The 17638-nt window shown below is 36.7% G+C and carries 20 protein-coding genes; 5 read left to right on the top strand and 15 right to left on the bottom strand.

Translation table 11 applies throughout. The annotated features are described in order from the left end of the window. Positions 1-199: 199 nt before the first annotated feature. On the top strand, positions 200-1624 hold the full coding sequence (locus ABES02_RS01955) for a Na+/H+ antiporter NhaC family protein (protein ID WP_430130037.1): 1425 nt from the start codon (positions 200-202) through the stop codon (positions 1622-1624). Between the two features lie 141 nt (positions 1625-1765). Here ABES02_RS01955 and ABES02_RS01950 read toward each other — a convergent pair whose 3' ends face one another. Next, positions 1766-3115, bottom strand: a complete 1350-nt coding sequence (locus ABES02_RS01950) for a glycosyltransferase family 4 protein (RefSeq protein ID WP_430130034.1) — start codon at positions 3113-3115, stop codon at positions 1766-1768. A gap of 6 nt (positions 3116-3121) precedes the next feature. Further along, positions 3122-4210: a CotS family spore coat protein gene (locus tag ABES02_RS01945; RefSeq protein WP_430130031.1), complete on the bottom strand. Its 1089-nt coding sequence runs from the start codon at positions 4208-4210 to the stop codon at positions 3122-3124. A 290-nt stretch (positions 4211-4500) separates the two neighbouring features. On the opposite strand from ABES02_RS01945, the gene ABES02_RS01940 reads away from it, so the two are divergent. From ABES02_RS01940 to ABES02_RS01930, 3 genes are read left to right on the top strand one after another with little or no spacing between them, the layout of a single operon-like run. Then, complete coding sequence (locus tag ABES02_RS01940; RefSeq protein WP_430130029.1) at positions 4501-5808, top strand: UDP-glucose dehydrogenase family protein; 1308 nt, start codon at positions 4501-4503, stop codon at positions 5806-5808. A 20-nt stretch (positions 5809-5828) separates the two neighbouring features. Next, positions 5829-6872 carry a sugar phosphate nucleotidyltransferase gene (locus tag ABES02_RS01935; RefSeq protein WP_430130026.1) on the top strand — a complete coding sequence of 348 codons (1044 nt, stop codon included), beginning with the start codon at positions 5829-5831 and terminating at the stop codon, positions 6870-6872. A 57-nt stretch (positions 6873-6929) separates the two neighbouring features. Further along, positions 6930-7919: an NAD-dependent epimerase/dehydratase family protein gene (locus ABES02_RS01930; protein WP_430130023.1), complete on the top strand. Its 990-nt coding sequence runs from the start codon at positions 6930-6932 to the stop codon at positions 7917-7919. A 121-nt stretch (positions 7920-8040) separates the two neighbouring features. On the opposite strand, the gene ABES02_RS01925 is transcribed toward ABES02_RS01930, so the two are convergent. Both ABES02_RS01925 and ABES02_RS01920 read right to left on the bottom strand, forming a co-directional pair. Continuing rightward, on the bottom strand, positions 8041-8676 hold the full coding sequence (locus tag ABES02_RS01925) for an FMN-dependent NADH-azoreductase (RefSeq protein ID WP_430130020.1): 636 nt from the start codon (positions 8674-8676) through the stop codon (positions 8041-8043). A 133-nt stretch (positions 8677-8809) separates the two neighbouring features. Beyond that, entirely contained in the window at positions 8810-9250 is a 441-nt protein-coding gene (locus ABES02_RS01920; protein WP_430130017.1) for a MarR family winged helix-turn-helix transcriptional regulator, read from the bottom strand. A 214-nt stretch (positions 9251-9464) separates the two neighbouring features. On the opposite strand from ABES02_RS01920, the gene ABES02_RS01915 reads away from it, so the two are divergent. Further along, entirely contained in the window at positions 9465-9842 is a 378-nt protein-coding gene (locus ABES02_RS01915; protein ID WP_430130015.1) for a VOC family protein, read from the top strand. A 110-nt stretch (positions 9843-9952) separates the two neighbouring features. On the opposite strand, the gene ABES02_RS01910 is transcribed toward ABES02_RS01915, so the two are convergent. The 11 genes from ABES02_RS01910 to ABES02_RS01860 all read right to left on the bottom strand — a co-directional run bounded on the left by ABES02_RS01910 (position 9953) and on the right by ABES02_RS01860 (position 17273). Further along, positions 9953-10996, bottom strand: a complete 1044-nt coding sequence (locus tag ABES02_RS01910) for a threonine aldolase family protein (RefSeq protein ID WP_430130013.1) — start codon at positions 10994-10996, stop codon at positions 9953-9955. Between the two features lie 63 nt (positions 10997-11059). Beyond that, entirely contained in the window at positions 11060-11392 is a 333-nt protein-coding gene (locus tag ABES02_RS01905) for a nuclear transport factor 2 family protein (RefSeq protein WP_430130010.1), read from the bottom strand. 250 nt (positions 11393-11642) lie between these two features. Further along, the gene (locus tag ABES02_RS01900) at positions 11643-11849 is read right to left on the bottom strand and encodes a hypothetical protein (RefSeq protein WP_430130007.1); all 207 of its coding nucleotides are present in this window, start codon (positions 11847-11849) and stop codon (positions 11643-11645) included. Between the two features lie 125 nt (positions 11850-11974). Beyond that, entirely contained in the window at positions 11975-12487 is a 513-nt protein-coding gene (locus ABES02_RS01895) for a DUF3231 family protein (protein ID WP_430130005.1), read from the bottom strand. A gap of 489 nt (positions 12488-12976) precedes the next feature. After that, positions 12977-13177 (bottom strand): Fur-regulated basic protein FbpA, encoded by a 201-nt coding sequence (locus tag ABES02_RS01890; protein WP_430130003.1) that lies wholly within the window; start codon positions 13175-13177, stop codon positions 12977-12979. A 368-nt stretch (positions 13178-13545) separates the two neighbouring features. Next, complete coding sequence (locus ABES02_RS01885) at positions 13546-14103, bottom strand: GNAT family N-acetyltransferase (protein ID WP_430130000.1); 558 nt, start codon at positions 14101-14103, stop codon at positions 13546-13548. After that, positions 14055-14924 carry a rhamnogalacturonan acetylesterase gene (locus tag ABES02_RS01880; RefSeq protein ID WP_430129997.1) on the bottom strand — a complete coding sequence of 290 codons (870 nt, stop codon included), beginning with the start codon at positions 14922-14924 and terminating at the stop codon, positions 14055-14057. The genes ABES02_RS01885 and ABES02_RS01880 overlap by 49 nt, the downstream gene beginning before the upstream one ends. A 54-nt stretch (positions 14925-14978) precedes the next feature. After that, positions 14979-15119, bottom strand: a complete 141-nt coding sequence (locus tag ABES02_RS01875; protein ID WP_430129995.1) for a hypothetical protein — start codon at positions 15117-15119, stop codon at positions 14979-14981. 32 nt (positions 15120-15151) lie between these two features. Next, positions 15152-15331: a hypothetical protein gene (locus ABES02_RS01870; protein ID WP_430129993.1), complete on the bottom strand. Its 180-nt coding sequence runs from the start codon at positions 15329-15331 to the stop codon at positions 15152-15154. Between the two features lie 90 nt (positions 15332-15421). Next, positions 15422-16666, bottom strand: a complete 1245-nt coding sequence (locus ABES02_RS01865; RefSeq protein ID WP_430129990.1) for a GGDEF domain-containing protein — start codon at positions 16664-16666, stop codon at positions 15422-15424. Positions 16667-16805: 139 nt separating this feature from the next. Further along, positions 16806-17273, bottom strand: a complete 468-nt coding sequence (locus ABES02_RS01860) for a CoxG family protein (protein ID WP_430129987.1) — start codon at positions 17271-17273, stop codon at positions 16806-16808. Positions 17274-17638 lie beyond the last annotated feature (365 nt).

Below are 17638 nucleotides of genomic sequence, written 5' to 3'. Positions count from 1 at the left end.
TTTCATATCTCCTATTCATTGTCTTATTCATTTTTTATTTTTTACAATTACCGTTATTTCATTCAATACGGATATCACTTATTAGCGATCAATTGTTCATGCAGGCTCATGCACTTGTTTAAAGCTTACGGTTTATTGCCGATTTTCTGAATATAATAAAAGAGTAGTTCAACATCATCAATTTCAGGAGGAAGAAATTTTGGAACATTCTTGGCTTTCACTCCTACCCTTCCTTATCGTGATTTCCATGTCCATCTGGATCAAAAACATTTTACCTGGCCTGGTAGTGGGCTTGCTTGTTGGATCCTATATTGTGTCACCCCATTTAATAGAAGGTGCTTATCAAACTGTGACCTATATCGTCACAACTCTATCCAATGTGACGAACATGAAAATTATCGGGTTTCTTTATTTATTTGGCGGGCTCGTAGGGATGATGAATATTTCCGGCGGGATTAAAGGTTTTTCCGAATGGATGGGGACAAAAATCAGGACAGAACGAGGGTTGTTAGGATTTATCTGGCTCACCCTCCCTTTTACCTTTATGATGCCTATGTTTCGGATCATGATGATTGGCCCAGTTGTGAAATCACTTGCCAAAAAGATCAACATCCCTAAGCAAAAGGTTGGTCTGACGATGGATATTTCGACAGAGTCCGTTATCGTTCTTTTACCTGTAGCGACGGCTTTCGTAGGCTTCATGGTTTCGTTAGTAGAAGGAAGTATTAGAAGACTCCACTCCGGTCAGTCACCCTATCAGATTTTCTTAACAAGTATTTTGTTTGATTTTTTTGCTATCACTATGCTTGTAATCGGCCTGATCCAAACATTTTGGGCTCCAATACGAAAAACAAATGGTTCAAATAAAGAACAAATCCAGTTAGAAGAGGAAGAACATGAATTTCACCGGGCTGGAATTAAAAGAGAATTATCCTTAGTTAAAGCACAACCTTGGAATTTGATTATCCCTGTTTTTTTGTTGCTCGGACTTTCCTTATTTCTTTTATGGAAGGATGGTACATCCAAAGGTGCATACACAGTTTTTGAAGCTTTTTCTAAGGCTGATGCCACCTTTGTTATGCTTTTAGCAGTCTTCCTTACACTTGTTTTATCCTTTACTTTTTATATCGTGAAACGGCTGCCATTAAATGAAACCTTATATCATTTTTATGATGGCGGCAACCAGATGATGGAGGCCATTAGTCTGCTTGTTCTTATTTGGTCATTAACGCTGGCAGCCAACGACCTTGGTTTTTCCACCTTTATTAGTTCAACTTTAGGGTCCTTCCTACCAGATTTTTTGACTCCTGCAACCATCTTTTTGCTTGGTTCGATTACGGGATATTTTATTGGTTCATCTTGGGGAACCTGGGGATTGTTCATGCCATTAGGAATTTCATTAGCTGCTGCTACAGGGGCGTCCATCCCCTTAACAGTCGGCGCTGTATTTGCAAGTGGCGCATTTGGTGCATTGGCTTCACCATTAGGTGATACGACCATCACGACTGCATCCATTCTCGATTTACCGCTTGTCGAATATGCCCGTTATAAGTTGAAGGTCTCTGCGATTGGTGGCTTTATAGCGATCGTATTATATCTGGTTAGTGGATTCTTTATTACATAGATACCGTAGTGGTCATTTATTTAAATACAAAAAAAGATGCCCATTTAAAGGCAGCTTTATTTTTCAGAAATATAATAGGAAGAACCGTCTGCGCAAAAAAAAGCACACACGGTCCTATCCCATTTACTACTAAAATCGATGTTACTTTTTTTTCTTCTTATTACTATTTTTACTTGAATTTTTACTGTTTTTGTATTTATCTTTTTTGGATTTTTTCCTATATTGGTATTTATCTTTTTGAGAATCTTTATTGTCTGTATTAACTTGGGAATTCCCATCTAATTCGGCTTTCTCGACTCCAACTACTGTTAAATCATTTTCGTTAATGGGTATTTCCGTCAAATCAGCATTTTCAGACTGTTCCCATACTTCAAGTACCTCTCCTGCTACCCTAGTCCACTGATATTTGGATTCAGCCAGCTCTCTTCCTCTTTCTCCCATTTTTTTCATCTTAGATTTGTCAGATAAGACTTCGGTTATTTTGTTTGCAAAATCCCCTGGATCTTCTGGATTTTCTACTATAAGTCCATTTTCATTAAGAAGAATAACCTCCGGATTTCCTCCCCTTGCAGTTGTAACGATTGGCAGTCCTGCAGCCATGGCTTCGTAATGAACCCTTGCCAGTGGTTCTTGCCAAAGTGAGGTGCAGACGAATAAATCAGCCACTGCAAACCAGTTGTGGATATCAGCTGGATTTACAAAACCTGTTGTGACAATAGGTACGGATTGTTTAGCCGCTAAAGCTCTGACATAGGCTACATAGTCGGTTACATCATTTTGGCTAAACCAATTACTTCCGACAATGACTAACGCTAAATTTTTAAATTTATTAGAAAGTGCTGGTAATGCTCTGACTAATCTGTCGACACCTTTGTTAGCAGAAAGCCTTCCAGCAAATAATATAACGGTTTTGTTTTCTAAGCCATGTTGTTTCCGAATCGAACTCCTAATTTTGCTCATTTTGGAATAGCTACCAGGCAAAAATCGTTCGGTATCTACCCCTGAATAGATGGTTCGGAGCTTCGGTGATGCTTGTGGGTAAAGTTGCCGGATGACATTTCCAACATAATTACTCACCGTAACAATTTTTGATACTTCTTGTACAACAGCAGTTGCTTCAGACGGATCAATTTTATCCAAATTGAACATATCATTATGCATACTTAAGGTAATTTTAGACTGAGGAGCAACTGCCCTTACTGGCAGGACAAGACGAGGGCGATTAAAAATGTGGATCAGATCAAAGTGATTGTTTTGAATATAGCGAACAACCCCGTCACGATAGATTTCAAAGATTTTACCTGGTACACGAACATAATGGATTCCGTTTCTCGTTTCCGTTACTGGCAGTGATGAATCATTAATTCCCATAACAGTAATGTCATGGGATTGGCTTAAAAATGGTAAAATACCGGAAATATAAGTTTGGATTGCTCCTCCTAATACTGGGGGAACAGGAAGTTTTTCTGTACAAACCATTAATATTTTCATCTTTTCCTATTTCCTCCAATCATTTTGAATCGCTTTTAATACAGGCCATTTGGATTGTTCTGTCACGATAAGAGAATTAATTACTTCAGTTGTTGTTTGATTTAGGAATAATTCAGGTTCCTTCACTATGTCTTTCATAAATCTGTAAAATTCATTTGGCAGTGATAAATCAATCATTAAAACTTCATATAGTTCAGGAGATATTGGGTTGGCTCTATGATACGCTTGTATCATTTCACGAACCCATGTTACATCCCATTTATATAATTCTGCCATTTTACCAGTAATCAACTTTCTCAAATCCCGAATGGGAAGGTCATAGGCGACACCATCCAGGTCAATAATCCACATGCCATTACGTCCCATTTGTGAATTGGACCAGCCATAATCTTGATGTGCGAGCCCCCATTCTTTATTTCCTTTTTTTACTAAGTCAGAATATTTAGATTGATTAAGTCTATTTAGACTTGTTCTAACTTCTTCTTGATATTTACCTATTACATTCAAAATAACCGAACTAGCGGGCATTTCCCGATAAGCATCGGCCAAATTTCTGAACCAATCCATTTTATTCATCATTTTTTCATACTTCTTTGGCCATTTGTACAATCTTGAAGCAATTTCTGCCCCATTTGGAGGGACATAGCCCTTGGTTTGAACATGAAATTGGCCAAGAGTGTAACAAAGCTGCTTTGTTCCTTCCAAATCCTTGGCTATCGGGGCCAGTGGTTCAATCCATTCAGCAACAAACCATATTTTTCCGCCAGCCTCAATAAAATCTTGTCCCTTATTTGTTTTAACAATAGCTGGCACTCTTGCACCTTTAACATCAACCAAATATCTTTGAGCACCAAGGCTGAATAAGCTTCTGGTCGGCCTACGGTGTAATAGTTTTAAACTTTTCGGCCCCTTACTGGTGGCAAGTTTCCAAATAGCCCCGCCTTGTTCAGGCTTAGTTGCTACTACTTCCATACTATTAACTTGAAAACTATAATTTTTTATAACCTCTTTTGCTAATGTATTTATATAATCTGGTACAAAAACTTTATCTATATCTTCCCTTTCTTCCCACGGAAGAATTACTATCTCCTTCAAAATACCCCTCCTTTGAAGTCCGCCTATGGTAGGCAACTTTTTAACATTAGATTGTTTAGAGACTAACACGGGATGATCGTTACAGAAACCTCAAATAGACTTAATTTATGATATGAAATAGTACAAGTAAGGTTTGGGGTATAAGCGGATGTATGTAAAAAAAGCTCGTACAATTAGGTGTAAAAATCTCTTTTGTATAGGTTTTTAACTGTTCCAAATACTTATTTTTTCTCATAAACTACAATAATTATTAGGATTTACTTAGAAAATACGGTAAGGAGGTCAATCATTTGAACATAGCTGTAATAGGGGCGGGCTATGTGGGAGCCACAACAAGTGTGTCTTTTGCATTAAGAGGACATACCGTGTTTGCCATTGACCATGATAAAGAAAAAATCGGAAAACTGAAACAGGCGAGCCTCCCCTTTTATGAAGAAGAAATAGACGGGTTGGTAAAAAAACTAGCAGGAAACGGAAAACTTTCTTTTACCACTCAATTGGACGAATGTATAGATAAATGTTCCATCCTTTTCATTACGGTGGGTACTCCCTCCCTAATGGGCGGACAAGCTGATTTGTCCTTTGTGGAAGAAGTGGCGAGAAATATTGGAAATTTAATGAACGAATATAGAGTGATTGTTTTGAAGAGTACGGTCCCTGTAGGAACTAATGCAAAAATAAAAAAATTAATCATCAATGAACTAACAAAACGAAATTTGAAGATTCCTTTCGACTTGATTTCAAACCCCGAATTTCTTAGAGAAGGAAAAGCATTATATGATGCCTTGCATCCTGATCGAATAGTTATTGGCTGTGAAACACAGAAAGCCCAAAAAATGATGAAAGAATTATATGGACATGCAAAATCAAAAATACTCTTTACATCTCCTATAGATGCAGAAATGATCAAATACGCTTCAAACGCATTTTTAGCTGCGAAAATTTCATTTATAAATGAACTAGCAAGATTTTGTGAAAAAATTGGAGCAAATGTAACCGAAGTGGCAAAAGGAATGGGGATGGATAGCAGGATTGGTGCTCAGTTTCTACAAGCGGGAATAGGCTATGGTGGGTCATGCTTTCCGAAGGATATCAGCGCTTTACTGGCATTGGCATCCGAAAATGGTATCCCCTTGAATATCCTTCAAGCAGTCTTACAAGTAAACCAAACTCAACCAGAATGGTTTTTGGAAAAAGTAAAGAAAACTTTAGGTACACTATCAGGAAAACGTATAGCTATATTAGGCTTAACATTCAAACCCCGGACAGACGATATTAGAGAAGCTCCCTCCTTAAAAATAATAGATTATCTCCTGCAAAATAATGCCTATATTACTGCATACGACCCAAAAGGTACTGAACATGTCAAAAAAATATATCCTTCTATAACATACACATCCAATCCTCTAGATGCACTAAAAAAAGCTGATGCTGTCCTTCTTATAACGGAATGGGAAGAAATTATCGATATGGATTGGAAAGCGGCCCTTAATACTGTTTCTGCCCCCTTTGTATTTGATGGCAGAAATGCACTTGATGCTTCTGTCATGAAGCAATTAGGCTACCATTATGAAGGAATTGGTATGCCAGAATTTTAATGTTGAAAGGAGAAATATTCATGAAAGGAGTCATACTTTGTGCTGGTAAAGGAACTCGCATGCAGCCCTTTTCCTCAAGTTTACCAAAAACTCTTATGCCAGTTGCCAATCAGCCCCTACTCTATCATTGCATAATGAAGATGAAAAAAGCAGGAATATGTGAAATTGGTATCGTATTGAACCATGGTCAAAAAGAAATTATCAACTATCTTTCCACATTCCCAAAAGAGTTCAAGTTTGAATATATTTATCAAACAGAGCCATTGGGAATTGCCCATGCACTCAGCCAGGCGGAAACATTTATTCATAATGATACTTTTATATTGATGCTTGGAGATAATATCATCATCGAGCCCATCGAAACTCTCATTCAAGCATTTACGGGTAATAAAGGGGCTGTCCTTGTAACAGAAGTAAAGAATGGCAGTGATTTTGGGATTGCTGAAATCAAAAATCACAAAGTTATTAGTTTGGAAGAAAAACCCAAACATCCTAAAAGTAATCTTGCTGTAATTGGGATGTATGCATTTGATGGGTCTATTTTTGAAGCTATCCGCCATATACCACCATCAAAAAGAGGAGAATATGAAATAACTGATGCCATACAGTGGATGATCGATCAAGGTTATCCAATTTCCTATTCTCTTACAAATGAACATTTTTCAGATGTAGGTACAATTGAAAGATGGTTGGCTGCCAACGAATGGGTGCTTTCGAAACAACTGGGGGACAAGGTTCAGGTTGGATTTAACACTATACTTGAAAATTGTACTTTAAAAGGCCCTGTTTTGATTGGAAATAACTGCATTATAAAAAACACAAAAATAGGACCTTTTACGTCAATCCAGGATGATTCCACTCTCATAAATTGTGTCGTTGAAAATAGTATTCTTCTTAAAAACAGCAAAATTATGGATGTAAGTCCCCCTCTTTCAAACTCCATTTTTGGAATACACACTACACTAAAAGGAATCAATGATGAGTTCGAAAATTTACAATTTATCTTAGGAAGCTTTTCGCAAATCACCTATACTTCAAATTTAAACGAGGAAGGTGAAACCTAGTATTCTTCAGTTTATCCCCCGCATCATAGGATTAATTCAGGAAAGGAGGAATTAAACGTGCAAAAATTTGCTGGCGGCATATTTGTCACGGGTTGTGCAGGTTTCATCGGTTTCCATCTTTCTAAACGTTTGTTGGATGAAGGCTTCCATGTGCTTGGTATTGATAATATCAATAATTATTATGATACAAAATTAAAAGATGACAGATTAAGTATTTTATTAAAGTATCCAAATTTTAATTTCATTAAAGGTTCTATTGAAAACCTTGAACTACTGGAAAGTCTATTTGACCAGTATGATATTGAAATTGTGGTTAATCTAGCAGCCCAAGCAGGTGTAAGATACAGTTTAAAAAATCCCCAGGTGTATATCCAATCCAACCTGGTTGGATTTGCCAATATTTTAGATTGCTGTGTCAAACATCAAATCAAACACTTGATATATGCATCATCGAGTTCCGTTTACGGAAATAATAAAAAGATGCCGTTCTCCGTTAAAGATCGTGTTGATAACCCAGTTAGTTTATATGGGGCTACCAAAAAAGCTAATGAATTATTGGCTTATTCCTATAGCCATTTATATCATCTTCCTTCAACAGGACTGCGCTTTTTTACTGTTTACGGCCCTTGGGGAAGACCAGATATGGCGTACTATTCATTTTCGAATGCCATCATTAAACAGGAGCCAATTGAGGTTTATAACTATGGAAATATGAAAAGAGACTTTACCTATATTGAGGATATTATTGAATCCATCTATCGTCTAATCAAAAAAGGTCCTCCTGCCAAAACTGAATCTTATAATAAAATCTACAACATTGGCAACAATCAACCTGTTCAACTTACTGACTTCATTAAAGTACTCGAAGAACAGCTCGGAAAGAAAGCGGTTATGAACCTATTGCCAATGCAGCCGGGGGATGTCCTAGAAACATATGCGGATATAGAAGATTTAGTGAATGATATTAACTATAAACCTATTACTTCTGTTGAGGAAGGAATCAGAAAGTTTGTCGAGTGGTATAAAGATTACTATAAAATTTCTTAGTTTTTAGTAACAACCATTCAGACATAAAAGCACAAGAACTTGTATAAAGAAACAAACGCACAAATCGACTAAATCAGTGATTGTGCGTTTTTCTATATTTTTTCCATGCTCTTATGTTTATTTAAAACGTGTGTGCTAAATCCTTTGCTCGTGCAATGGCATTTTCTTTAATTTCTACTGCTTTATCTGGCCTTGCATTATGCCCCTCTACGAAAAGCCCATCTAGAGAAGGAACGCCAAAGAATTGCATCATGACATTTAAATAACGATGTCCCATTTCCAGTTGGGCTGCTGGACCCTCAGAATAAAAGCCACCGCGGGCTTGAATATGCAACGCCTTTTTATCTGTCAATAATCCAATTGGACCTTGCTCTGTGTATTTAAAAGTTTTACCTGCAACTGCAACAGAATCCAGATAGGCCTTCATGACGGGCGGGAATGAAAGGTTCCATAAAGGCGTTACAAATACATATTTTTCAGCTGAAATAAATTGATCACTTAATTCATTAAGACGGCCTACCTTTGCTTTTTCGTCTGCTGCTAATTGTTCAAACGCTTGACCTGAGCGCAACTTCCCCCAGCCGCTAAAAACATCGGCGTCTAGGTGAGGGATGTTTTCTGCATATAAATCAAGATGAACGACCTCATCAGTTGGATTAACCTCTTTATAAGAATCAATAAAAGCTTTCCCTACTGCCATACTATATGACTGAGTATGATCATGGGGATGAGCAGTAATGTACAACACTTTTGTCATTTCCTGTCAGTCCTTTCTTTTTAAAAGAATTCATCTATTGTAGAATGAAGTATTTTTAATTGCTATTTAGCAAATAGTTGCTATAGCAACTTTTGAACATTTCGATTCTAGCAAAAAATAGTTGCCTATGCAACTATTTTCCCTCGATACCTTCGACATTTTGGCGCATTTGGAATAATACTCGTTTAACTGTTTGCAGTTCTTCCCTCGTAATTCCGGAACACACGATATTATTGAATTCTTCAGCTATAGGAATCATTTGTTCAGATAACTTTTTGCCGTCCTCTGTGAGAAATACATTAAAAGAACGATTATCAAACTCATTCATTTTCCTTCTGATAAACCCTTTTTTTTCAAGATTACATAACATCCGCGCAATATTTGTTTTATCTTTATCAAGCTTTTTAGCAATTTCATTTTGTGTCAACCCGTCCCGTTCCCAAAGGAGCAGCAAAATTAAATTTTGTTCCGGCGCAATATTCAAGTGTGCTAACTTAGCTTTAATATAACTGGTTAGCGTTAGGTCAGTTTGATGAATCAAAATACTAATGTAATCATTAAAAAGTATTTTCATTAGTAAGCCCCTATCATTTTTCATTATGAACGAATTATATTGAATTGATATTTAACTGTCAAATGTCCTATGCACCTTCCTTATTTTAACAAAACAAGTTCTTCTTTACTATTACTTTATATCTAATAAAGATTCTAATTCTATATGAAATTGCATTTGTTTTTGGGGATTGATAAACTTAATTTATATCAATGAATAAAGGAGAAATCCAAGGATGATTAATAAAATTGGCAAGATTACTGTTTATGTACAAGATCAAGAACAGGCAAAGGACTTTTGGTTAAATAAGATCGGCTTTGTTTTAAAATTTGAACAACCAATGGGACCGGACGCGTATTGGATTGAAGTTGGACCAAGTAAGGACGAATTTACTACTTTAGTCCTTTATTCAAAATCAGCCATGGAACAACATCAACCATCTAAAGTTGCCCATCCATCCATTTTGTTCAGCACAACTGATATCGAAGCAGCGTATGAGAAAATGAAACAAAATGGCGTCGAAGTAGCAGAAATGTTAAGATTGCCATTTGGAAATATGTTCTCCTTTAAGGATCAAGATGGAAATGATTATTTATTAAGAGAAGACAAATAGACTTTATCACCATACATAATTGACTGAACTCTTATCAGGCAGATTTTACCAGGAGGAAGAATTGATCGAAAAGTAAAAATGAGAAAAACTCAGCATTAGCCGAGCTTTTCTCATTTTGTAACTAGGTTTGATAGGACCTTTTTAAGGTCCGTAATAAATGCGATTACTACATCCTCTTTTGTCGCCCAAGAGGTTACAATTCGAATCGCAGAGTAATTGGAATCTACCTTTTCCCAAATATGAAAAGAATAGTTTTCTTGGAGTTCTGAAATTACTGAATTCGGTAAGATCGGAAAGATCTGATTTGAAGGAGAATGGGTCAGAAACTTAATATTTTCCTTGAGCAATTCATCTCTTATCATCCCGGCCATTCTATTCGCATTTTTGGCCAGATCAAAGAACAGATTATCCTTGAAAAGTTCGAGAAACTGTATACCGAGTAATCTTCCTTTTGCAAGAAGCGCCCCTTTTTGCTTCATATGAAAACGAAAATCATCTTTAAGAGAATCGCGGCAAATGACTAATGCTTCGCCGATAAGAGCACCATTCTTGGTTCCACCAATGTAGAAGGCATCGACAAGTGAGGGAATATCCTCCATGCTAAGATCATTTTCGTCTGAACATAGGGCTGAACCTAATCTTGCCCCATCCATATATAAAATCAAATTGTTTTGATGACAAAATTCACTTAATTGCTTGAGATCGTCCTTCTTATAAATGGAACCAATTTCAGTGGAATTTGATATGTATACCAGTTTAGGTTTCACCATGTGCTCATCTGTATGATAGTCAAGTACACCCTGCAAGTGGGAAGGCGTCAGTTTACCATCTTCCACTTCTACTGATAAAATTTTGTGACCCGTCGCTTCTATGGCACCTGTCTCATGTGTAAAAATATGACCAGTGCTTGCCGCAATGGCAGCTTCATGAGGTCTTAGGAAAGCAGAAATAGCAATCAGATTCGTTTGCGTTCCGCCTGAGATTAAGTGAATATCAACATCAGTACGGCCAAGTTTTTCCTTTAACAGTTCGACCGTTTTTTGGGTGTAGCGGTCTTCCCCGTACCCATCCTCCTGCTCAAGGTTGGATTCAATAAGTGCATTTAAGATTTTAGGATGTGCCCCTTCGCTATAATCGTTCTTAAAACTGTACATAGGATTTCCCCCGTCATTTTTTTATTGGCTCTTCAGTTTATCGTAACATATCGTTTCAGGAATCTATTCACGAATAAACCAAACTTTTGAAATTAAATGTTCATTCACTTCATAAATAGCCATCAAACTTGTGCTTTCCCCAGTAATTCCATTCGTTGCGATTTCCCAGTCGATGACTTTGTTCCCTACAATCGAACGATTTCTTATTTCGGCAAACATTTTCTTCTTGAATGTTTCTTTGTATCTTTCAATAAGAGCTTGCTTGCCGTTTAATGTAATCGTGTTGTCAGGAAAGGAGAAAACGGTAATATCATCTGCGTATGTACTCGCAAATCCCTCTAAATCCTGCTTATTATAAAATTCAATTTGCTGTTGGACAACGGTTTCAATAGACATGTACAAAACTCCTTCTGTATTGTTATTAAAATCATAACACATTCTACTGCTTCCATCTGAACACAACAAAAGTTGGGGAGTAACCGCTGACTCACTCATATTTTCTACCTATTTTTCAACGTTTAAGTATTTCAAAAAACGGACCCATAAAATGATTGATTACTTAGGTATGCAAAAACAACAAAAAGGCTGTTTAGCAGCCTTTTTGTTGTTTTTCTTTGTTACAAACCCATATTCAAGCAATATCTGTTTACTTATTTTGACTCTTTTGAGCTCGTAAAGCTACTTTTTCAAGGCCATTTCCTCTTTCTTCCGCAAATTCTGCATCGGCTTTTGGTAGTGCGTTGTTCTTTTTGTTAAATTGATTATTCTTATTTTTAGCCATTTCTTTACCACCCTTGCTGTAGATTTGTCTTTCCATCAAGGTTGCTAATGTTATAGCAAAATCAGCACCCACGATTTTAGTTTGCTTTCTGATTGGTAAACTATGCTCTTTGTTTTACTTCTTAAACTTAAACGAACCCATAATTTAGCTGTTCCTACTCTACTAAAAAACACGGTTAAAAATAACCGTGTCTTCCATTAACAATCGCCATGTTTATTTAGATGTAGTGGTGGAGGAATAAGCCATCCTTTTTCTTTATTTAATCGAAGGACTTTGGCTCCCAGGGCCGCCTTTTGGATATGAAATTGGCCATACATCATGGCAACGTCTTCCCTGATGGATTTACCAATCACTTGGCTACATGCTACTAATCCAGCAGCAATATCGGCAGAAAGTGTAGCCGCAATAGCTGGATCCGGGATTCTTGCACCAACTGGAATATCCTCTAAACATGCATCTGGAGGCTCTGGGGCAGCGGGTGGTAGGCCGATTCCGTTTTCTTTTAATAATTCTTCAACTTGCTTTTTTTCTTGTTGGCATGTCTCAATTGCTTCTGACAATAACTTTTTTAACTCTTCATCCCCTGCGTGGTTCATCATCGTTTGATAGCCCGCAATCATACTATTTCCCACTAATTGAGAAGCCCAAATATCAAAAACTTCCCCGTAGTGTAAAGGTTCTTCCTTTGGATTTCCACTTAAAATTCCCATCGTTAACCTCCTTAATGAATATGAAAAGTTTCTCAAATAAGTGCCACCTTTCTTTAAGCACCTAAATAGCTTTTCCAACACTTTAAAAGATTATAGATAATAATATATTTTTCCAAAAATGTTCGTCTAAATGAGGGTTATTAGCGTCAAATACTTTAGAGAAATAAAAAAAGGGGGAAAACGATGAAATCGCGGATAAATGATGAAGTCCTACCATTTTCGAAGGTTTGGTTTCTAAGAAAGAATATAAGGTCGAATATTTTAAATACACAAAAGGAAATCCACTGGTCATAACAATCAAAGCATGCATAGACAATTACAATAAGGGACAATTGGAAATAGCAGATAATATTAGAAATGAGGTAAAAACTGTTTTAGATAAAGAGTATAAACAACCTTATAAAATTAAAGTATATGGCATTAATGATGAAGAAATTGATTAATCAAAACAAGAAAATAAAAGGAAGCACGATCGCCTCGTGCTTCCTTTTATTTTCCATTTATTCTTCCGACACTTGTGTTGCTTTCTATCCAAATCATATGTTTCCATTCATTGTATTCTTTTTCTAAATCACTTAATGGCCATTCATAGAGATGCATATTATTTTTCTTAAAAACACCAATTTTAAGTAGCTCGTCGATTAGATGTTGCCTTTTTTGCTGGACAGCATTTCGAAGTTTATTTTTCAAAATGAAAAACCTCCTCTATTATGCATACAAGCAGGTTTGGTATTTTGCTGCTATGTTTACAAAGAACTGATCTCCATCGTTTTTGTTTATTCCTAATCTGAAAGCAAGGATTATCAGTGAAATTCTCCTTTTACGGAAATAACTTCAGTCCGTATTCATCTCCCTTCCCACAAGTGCCATTTTAATCGGAAGATATAAAAAAAATTGTCGATATCTGGTATTTGAACCATTTCTTAATTGAATTGTTAACTTCCCTTAATAAAAGAAATATTTGTGATTTTGCTTTTTGCTGATTAAAATGTGTTATCCGCCGATTAGAGTCGCTTATCCGCTGATTGGCTCACGCTTTCCGATAATTAACTTGCCTTTCACCTGTTTTTCCATTCCGACTCCAGTAATGCATATTGATATTCGTCTACCCACAGCCCTTTTGACATGTAGTTTTCCAACAAATGTCCTTCTCTCCTCATACCCACACGTTCAAGCAGCCGGATGGACTTTTCGTTTCTAACATCAGTAAAAGCGATCACTTTGTGTTTTCTGAGATCATTAAATACGTAATTCAGTAAAACTCTCACCGCTTCGCTTGCATAGCCCTTCCCCTGGTGCTCTTCAGCAAGGGTGAAGCCAATTTCAACAATTCGAGGCTCTGCCAAGAGTGTATGAAGCGCACAATCTCCAATTAATTGATTCGTCTCGGCTAAGGCAATTGCGAACTGAAACCAAGTCCCAGGTTGATTTGGCACACTCTGAGATTGCTTTCGAACAAAAATTTCCGCATCGTGATATTGATAATTCTCCCAAGACTGAAATTTGGCTACTTCAGGACTTGAACGGTACAAATAAAAGGAATCAACATCTTGTTGTGAAAATTGTCTCAATAACAGGCGACTTGACCTTGCATAAATTTTTTCTGATTTTTCCATTTTGATACACACTCCATGTGACAGCTTCGTTTATTACTAATATACATTTGAAGAGGTAGTTTTTGCGCTTTAATTTCCATAACAACTAGTCTTGCCATCATGTATGCTCCCTTTTCCTGAAAATGGGTGTTATCTTTTACTCCCCTGAGAAAATTGTGATTTACACCTGCATCAAGAAATAGAAAAAGTTCCTTTGTTTTTACTGGTCCCTGTTGTTGAAATAGTTCTCTACTTTTCTTATTTAAATCGATGACTGCTACCTTCTCCTCTCTTCCGACTTCTCTCATGGCATCAGGGTATTGTCCGTGTGTGGCCAAAGCCTGATTATCCCGCGAGAATTGCCTTCTTTCAACAGGTGTAACAAGGACCGGTATAGCCCCGCGTTTTCTACTTCCGTCAATATACTGTTTTAAATAACTTTTATATGTAGTTGTTGGATCCGTGTATCGTGTTGGGTCTTCGATTTTTTCATCATTATGACCAAATTGAATAAGAAGGTAATCTCCCTTATGAATTTGGTTTAGGATTCTGGACAGCCGACCTTCTTTAATAAAACTTTTCGAACTTCTGCCAGGAACGGCCACATTTTTCACGATAACATGTTCATCAAACATAGCAGCAATCATTTGTCCCCAGCCTGCTTTGGGTTCCCACGTCTTTGGGTAATTAGCTACGGTAGAATCACCAGCGAGATACACGGTTATCCTATTTTTTTGTTGAAACATTAGGGTTTGCTTTGAGGTAGTCCTGGCTGAGTGGAAAGCACTGAAAATGAGAATGGCAACAAATAAAATCGGTAATAAGAACCACTTTATCTTCATTTCCCGTCCCCCTCATACATAAAATAAACCTTCAAAAATTTGAAGGTTTTTGCTTTATTTGGCTTCATCATTTTCGTAAGCTATTACCACTACTTTTTTATGAGTTTGCTCCGTAAGTTTTTCTTCGAGAGATTGAATTTCGTTTATTAAATTAGGCGAAAGGTCAGCTGCTACAAAATGATTTTCTCTGTCCATAATTACTCTCCTTGTAAAATGTTCATTGTAATCTATACTAAAGGCTTTCCTCCGTCAGGAAACAGATTTGGATCGCCGCCTCCGATAATTATTGCGCTTTCTGCTTGGATATCATTATTATCCAAATTAACTTCAACATTTTTATTCATCTTTTCATTGGTTATTCCCTTATTTTGAAATTCCTGAGGATCATTAGGATTGTCTTTTTTCATCACTCACACCACCTTTTGAAAGGTAGTGTTTGTCATTCTATTTTTATTTATGTAAGAACGATTGATTGTGCCAATTCAACCATCTCATGATTACACGTCTTCCAAATGTGGTTCTTTTTTCGCTGATAGCTGATTTCTTCCATGCTGTTTGGATTGAAGTAATAATTGGTCTGCATAAATATAACCTTTTTCCATCGATACCTTTTCAGTAACATGATAAAAATAAAGACCGAAAGAAGCTGTATAGGTAATAACAACATTTTCTCCGTTAAACTCCACATCGACTTGACTGTTTTCAATTCCTAGACGGATTTTTTCTATTAATACTAGCGTTCGCTCATAATCTCTATTTCTTAAGATAAGCGTGAACTCTTCTCCTCCACTCCTAAATAATAAATCATCCTTATCAAGATACCGTTGAAAAGCATCTGCAAAATGTTGAATCACGCGATCACCGACAGCGTGATTATAGGTATCATTGATGATCTTGAATTTATCAATATCTGCTACAACAATTCCAATCGATTCATTACTTTGGTTAAACTCCGCCATTTTCTTAGCCATATAGGCGCGGTTAGCTACGCCAGTTAAATAGTCTGTATATGCCATTTGTTCGAATTGGTCTCGTTCTAGCTTATTTTGCAAGTATTGTGACTTTGTAATAAAAGAGTGGTTCACAAGGTAATTCAGGATGAAAAAGCTAATCAGTGTTTCCCATTTTCCTTCTCGTAGAAAGACAAATAACATTCCGTTTGTGAAGGAGATTTTCGCCATATCAGGTATACTCCGGCTTTTAAAAAAATGCAGGACTTCTGCTCGCGTTTTTATTTCCCCCAGGAAGTAAAAAATTAAAGTTAAAAAAGTATCTGAAATGATAGCATTAATCGTTACGAGAATAAACGTCAAAATCCAAAATCCAAACGGAAATCCTTGAAAATAGGTATGTAAGAATTGAAACGCAAAATAGGCAATCGAATTCTGGAAGACAAACGATCCGATATTATAAAAAATATGTTCAAATTCATCTGGGTCGGCTGTTTTTGTCCATTTTTTATAAACATAATTACTAAATCGGTAAATAGACTCGAATAATAATAATCCGAACGGACCGGTAAACATGACAAAAGATAAACTGTAATTCATGCCATAATCCAATGTAACATTTCCTTGTCTACTCATTGTCCGGAGGTGAAAATAAAGTGTACTAAATAACCAGTACAGAATTATGGCTTTGATCAAGGTCTTGTTATAGATTGGAACACGGTCTGAAACAATGGTAATCGCCACAGCAGCCATAAATAATGTATAAATAAATAGCCTAGCCCTCTGTGTCAAAGACATCCTCCTTCCCAAAACGAAACCTTATTTTTTGTCTCGAAGTTTCTATGTCTAGATTCCCCCATGCTTTGCTAATACAAACGTTATTTTAGCTTCCCCAAAACATAAAAAGGTAGCTGACCAGGATCACCCCTAGTCACCTACCACTTCTTTTCAAAAGATAGATTTTTCTTTTGATTTCTTTTTCTATGGTTTGAAAAAAGCTTTGAAAACTCTTGTCTGCTGATCCGTCTAATACACGTTTACTCACCATGGCGAGTGCGCCGGTTACTTCGGCATCTGACACGAAGGATAAATGCGTCCCTTCCTGTCCTTCTTTAATTTGCAAAACTCCACTGCCATTTATCTCCCCGAGATTTCCTTTTCCTCTTACAAAAAGGCGGTATGAGGATGATGAATTTTCTTCAACTGTCCGAATATCAAGCTTAAACACATCTTTAATCGGTCCTAAATGGATGTCTATTTCAGCTAAGTAATTTCCATAGGATTTTTCTTCAAAAATCCTACAACCTGGGAGAGAATTTCGAAGAACCGTTTCATCTTTTATATACTTCCATACAACGGACCTTGGCAACTGAAAGGAATGATCGTATTTAATTTTCAAATTTTATCCTCCTCCAATTGGTTATTTATCCATATTCATATTCAGAGGGAGGTTGATTGGTTAATTTTCCGTGACCGCCTAATGTTGAATGATATAAAAAAACCTTCCCATTATTCTATAAGGAAGGTTTTTGCAACTACGTTTTTGATTTAAATTAAAATTACCAATCTTTTTTTGGTTGAACATTATATTGGAAATCAGGTTAAAGGATCATAGTTTGTCATATTAAAAAGATTTACATTCCCATCCCTGGGAAACCGCTCATTCCCATGCCTGGTGAACTGCTCATTCCCATTCCTGGAAAGCCGCTCATTCCCATTCCTGGTGAACCGCTCATTCCCATGCCTGGAAAGCCGCCCATTCCC

Origin of the sequence: Neobacillus pocheonensis (genome assembly GCF_050477905.1) — a bacterium.
In the GTDB taxonomy this organism is placed as follows: Bacteria; Bacillota; Bacilli; order Bacillales; family Cytobacillaceae; genus Neobacillus; species Neobacillus pocheonensis_A.
The sequence above is the reverse complement of the archived record's forward strand: the minus strand, read 5'-3'. Positions and strand labels throughout refer to the sequence as shown.

Bases quoted from the DNA above. Each gene is read 5' to 3' on its own strand.
- ABES02_RS01950 (WP_430130034.1), bottom strand. From the start codon at position 3,115: ATGAAAATATTAATGGTTTGTACAGAAAAACTTCCTGTTCCCCCAGTA.
- ABES02_RS01935 (WP_430130026.1), top strand. From the start codon at position 5,829: ATGAAAGGAGTCATACTTTGTGCTGGTAAAGGAACTCGCATGCAGCCC.
- ABES02_RS01925 (WP_430130020.1), bottom strand. From the start codon at position 8,676: ATGACAAAAGTGTTGTACATTACTGCTCATCCCCATGATCATACTCAG.
- ABES02_RS01920 (WP_430130017.1), bottom strand. From the start codon at position 9,250: ATGAAAATACTTTTTAATGATTACATTAGTATTTTGATTCATCAAACT.
- ABES02_RS01915 (WP_430130015.1), top strand. From the start codon at position 9,465: ATGATTAATAAAATTGGCAAGATTACTGTTTATGTACAAGATCAAGAA.
- ABES02_RS01910 (WP_430130013.1), bottom strand. From the start codon at position 10,996: ATGTACAGTTTTAAGAACGATTATAGCGAAGGGGCACATCCTAAAATC.
- ABES02_RS01905 (WP_430130010.1), bottom strand. From the start codon at position 11,392: ATGTCTATTGAAACCGTTGTCCAACAGCAAATTGAATTTTATAATAAG.
- ABES02_RS01895 (WP_430130005.1), bottom strand. From the start codon at position 12,487: ATGGGAATTTTAAGTGGAAATCCAAAGGAAGAACCTTTACACTACGGG.
- ABES02_RS01885 (WP_430130000.1), bottom strand. From the start codon at position 14,103: ATGGAAAAATCAGAAAAAATTTATGCAAGGTCAAGTCGCCTGTTATTG.
- ABES02_RS01880 (WP_430129997.1), bottom strand. From the start codon at position 14,924: ATGAAGATAAAGTGGTTCTTATTACCGATTTTATTTGTTGCCATTCTC.
- ABES02_RS01875 (WP_430129995.1), bottom strand. From the start codon at position 15,119: ATGGACAGAGAAAATCATTTTGTAGCAGCTGACCTTTCGCCTAATTTA.
- ABES02_RS01870 (WP_430129993.1), bottom strand. From the start codon at position 15,331: ATGAAAAAAGACAATCCTAATGATCCTCAGGAATTTCAAAATAAGGGA.